The organism is bacterium endosymbiont of Bathymodiolus sp. 5 South, assembly GCF_900128535.1.
In the GTDB taxonomy this organism is placed as follows: Bacteria; Pseudomonadota; Gammaproteobacteria; order PS1; family Pseudothioglobaceae; genus Thiodubiliella.
The window spans coordinates 1-3,587 of sequence record NZ_FQTR01000164.1; the positions used below are offsets into that span (position 1 = coordinate 1).

The window sequence follows — 3,587 nt, forward strand, 5'->3', positions numbered from 1 at the left end:
TTTTTTTGTTTTGGCAAAAACTGGGTTTATTTTTTGTAAAATACCTAAGGTTTTTTGCGGTACTGGATAAAAAGCAGTTTTGTTGATTTAGATGGTTGGAAAAATGGGTGGTTTTGGTTTGTTTGGAGTGGTTTTTAAGGGGCGACTAAATAGGAACAATCATCAGAAACCCACTTTTCACCCACTTGGCGATTTTTTAAACCCAGCCTTAGCCCTCTAGGACAAGGTTTAAAGAAATCACCAATTGGGCAAAAATTGGATTTTGCTAATCATCCCTATTTATGCAAAGGTCTCAATCAAAAACCAAAATTCCCCGTATACCAAGAGATTAAACTCAAATAAAAGGGTAGCGTCCCCTTTATTCTTAGTTTAGTTTGACTTATTCGAAATAAGAAATTTTAGATTGTTGTTTGAAATTGTTGGGGTTTTATATTATGATAAAGTTTTTGAATCAAATCAATGGTAATGATCAAAACTTTGATAATGGCATTAAGAGAAGCAGGAAAGCAGGGTGTGCTATCCTTTTTTAACATAAGTTCGACACTTATTAGTTGACGCAAAATTGGTGGTTTTTCAGGTCAATTGGAACTTTTCGTTGGATTTTTTTGTATTGAATGTGCCCAATAAAAGTTTAACATGAGCAATACCGATATTGAAAATAAAAGTCTTCCTATTACCACAATAAATATATTAGCGCCTATCAGTAAGACCAAGGCCGTATCCTCTATTATTGAATGCATTAAATTTAAAAAATAAATTGATTTTTTTTTATCTTCCTTGCTAATATTTGATTTTTCTTGGAAATCTTTTTTAAGTAACGCTCCTCCGTAGGAAATCCCAAGAAGAACACCGATTAACAGAGAAAACGATATATCTTTATTGATTTTTAATATTCTTGTAATTGGAGACAGTGATTTTTCAAGATAAACTATTACACCCCATTTTTTTAAAATAAAAACAAGTCTATGAAGAAGAATTATGATAACTCCAATTTCCAAGCATAAAATAAAGGGACCTATGAAAATATCTTGGATTGAATTTTCGCCCATCACAGTAATAATGTTTATTACACTTATTTTTTCCTGAAATAAGTTAAAAAAAGAGAATATACTTGTTAATAGCGAAGAAAAAATAATTGCTGAAATTATTCTAAATAATATTATTTTCCAGTATTCCACACCTAGATAACTTGATATTTTAGCCTCAATTGGTAATGCGTGAGAAATAAGGATAAAAGATGCCAATGTCGTAACCTCTGCTGTTGTTACGGTTTCTGGATTAATTAATAGAAAAAAACTTGATACACCCCCATAAACACCTGTTAATAATCCAAGCAATAACACCATACCAAATTCTACCGGTAAGTTTAATAGGCTTGTTAATGGATATACTACAATGGATATTTCAATAATTAAATTAAAATATTTCAAAATCTCTATAATTATTAAGAATGGGAGTATTATTTTAATAATTCCTATGGCTGAATAATAATCCTGAATCACCCCCTCTTTCATGATTTAACTTCCTTGTAGATGCTATCTATATATTTTATTCCGCCATCAGGTAAAATACATACGATATTAGAATCTTGTTTTATATCACCACTTTTTAGTAATTTAGATGCCGCCCATAAGACACTTCCGGAAGACCCGCCCAGTAAAATGCCTTCATTTTTTGCGATATACCTACACATTGAAAATGCATCGTTATCATTACACTTTAATTTTATGTCAACTAATGAAGGCGTATAGTTATCTGGAACAAAGCTTAACCCCGTACCATTTTGTTTATATGGCATTTGGCAACCTCCAAATATTATAGAGCCCAATGGTTCAACGCCAACTATAATAGGTTTTTTTATGCAGTGTTGTTTTAAATATTTAGATACGCCTGATAAATGACCGCCTGTACTTACACTTGCTATTAGGACATCTATTTTTCCATTTAGATCTGAGAATATTTCATATCCAGTATTATAATTTCCTGATTTACAGGAAGGATTTGAATATTGATCTAAGTTAAAGTGGTTTATTTTCTCACCTATTTTTTTTGCAGTTAAAATTCTATTTTTTTGATAGCCACCATATTCATCCATCTCAGTTATCAGTAATATACTTGCACCATATGCCCTGTATATTTCAATATTTATTTTTGGCGTTTTTGGATCCACTATGCAAATAAGTTTATAACCTTTTGCCGCACATATCATTGCAAGTGAATGCCCCATATTACCAGAAGTTGACTCTACAATAGTATCACCTTTGATAATTAATTGGCGCTTCTCAGCATCTTCAATTAATCTTAATGCTGCACGATCTTTAATACTTAACCCTGGGTTAATATATTCTATTTTTCCATAAATTTTTGTACTATTTGTTGCGTTTGGCAGGTGCTGTAACTCAACCAAAGGAGTATTTCCAATACACTCATACACTGATTCTTTAATCATATTCGCCCTTGTTTTATTGTGATGCTGTCCACGAAAAGTGGCTGTTTTATTTTGTAAAACTAATATCTGAATTCAACTGTCACATCAGTGGTCGCCTGAAATGATTTGTTGGGATTTTTTATTCCAGTTATTATTGATTTAATTAAATTTGGGTCTTAACTAGTTAAGCGGGTTATTTTTGAAATTTTGTAGCAAGATTTTATGTAAATCTTGACCCTTGTTATTAAATCTAAATTCACATTCTTTTAGATGATATTTAAACATATTTTTAGATCTAGCACTTATCTAACTTAACCCTAATTTTGTTAATAAATAATGAACGCCGTTTATATTTTGATAATGAATATTAAAATCTTTTGCTAGCATGTTTTGAATATCTTTAAGTCTGACTCTGCCACCATTTTTATTATTCTGCATTGCAAGTATAGATTGAAGTAATTTGGTATGATTCTGATTGCGAGCCTTACTGGGGCGACCACTGCGTTGCTTTTCTTTTAAGCCATCGATACCTTCATCTTTATAATGTCGAACCCATTGCTTGACAGCGCTTAAACTTTGTAAGAGATATTGTGCCACTTGTTCGTAGCTTTTTCCATTTTGAATATGACTAAGCCCAATAAATCTAATTCTTGTTCTTGGGTGTTTTTCTATCTTGGCTAGTTGCTTAAAATCGTGTTTATAAAAATCATCAGGTAGTTGGATTCTTTTTGGCATTGTTTTGTTGGTGAAAAAAATGATTATTATACACTATTTATGGTATTGTTGTTTTTTGAATTTGGTATAATATTGCCCTTAATCCACATTTAAACCATTCCACTATTAGTGTCATTCAACAAAAGTTTCAGCAGTATTTAATGCACAATGCCATCACTAATTTTAGCATTGGTTATCAAAAAGTAAGTAATGACATTCATCCCACAAAATTTACCAATGAACAAGGAGAGCCCTTGGCTGAAATTGCCGCCTCTGATGTTGGGGTAAAGGGCTCTGAGGGTAGCGTGTCTAATAACTATCTTTTTAATGAACTGTTTTATGATTCGGAATTAGAAAAGAAAAATATAACAACCAATTTAAGAGAAGTGGTTGTTTTTACAAAAATTCCCAAGAATTCAATCAAAATACCCGTTGCGGGCGGTGC

4 protein-coding genes are annotated in these 3,587 nt (G+C 31.7%); 1 reads left to right on the top strand and 3 read right to left on the bottom strand.

Going from position 1 to position 3,587, the window contains the following annotated elements; translation table 11 throughout:
- Positions 1–578: 578 nt before the first annotated feature.
- From BBROOKSOX_RS09540 to BBROOKSOX_RS09550, 3 genes are all read right to left on the bottom strand, one after another.
- On the bottom strand, positions 579–1,514 hold the full coding sequence (locus BBROOKSOX_RS09540; protein WP_139661412.1) for a hypothetical protein: 936 nt from the start codon (positions 1,512–1,514) through the stop codon (positions 579–581).
- Entirely contained in the window at positions 1,511–2,449 is a 939-nt protein-coding gene (locus BBROOKSOX_RS09545) for a cysteine synthase family protein (RefSeq protein WP_139661415.1), read from the bottom strand. Before BBROOKSOX_RS09545 ends, BBROOKSOX_RS09540 begins: the two co-directional genes overlap by 4 nt.
- A 285-nt stretch (positions 2,450–2,734) precedes the next feature.
- Positions 2,735–3,163 carry a helix-turn-helix domain-containing protein gene (locus BBROOKSOX_RS09550; RefSeq protein WP_139661417.1) on the bottom strand — a complete coding sequence of 143 codons (429 nt, stop codon included), beginning with the start codon at positions 3,161–3,163 and terminating at the stop codon, positions 2,735–2,737.
- Positions 3,164–3,303: 140 nt separating this feature from the next.
- Between BBROOKSOX_RS09550 and BBROOKSOX_RS09555 the strand changes: the two genes are divergently transcribed.
- On the top strand, positions 3,304–3,587 hold a 284-nt coding region (locus BBROOKSOX_RS09555; RefSeq protein WP_139661419.1), incomplete at its 3' end, for a restriction endonuclease.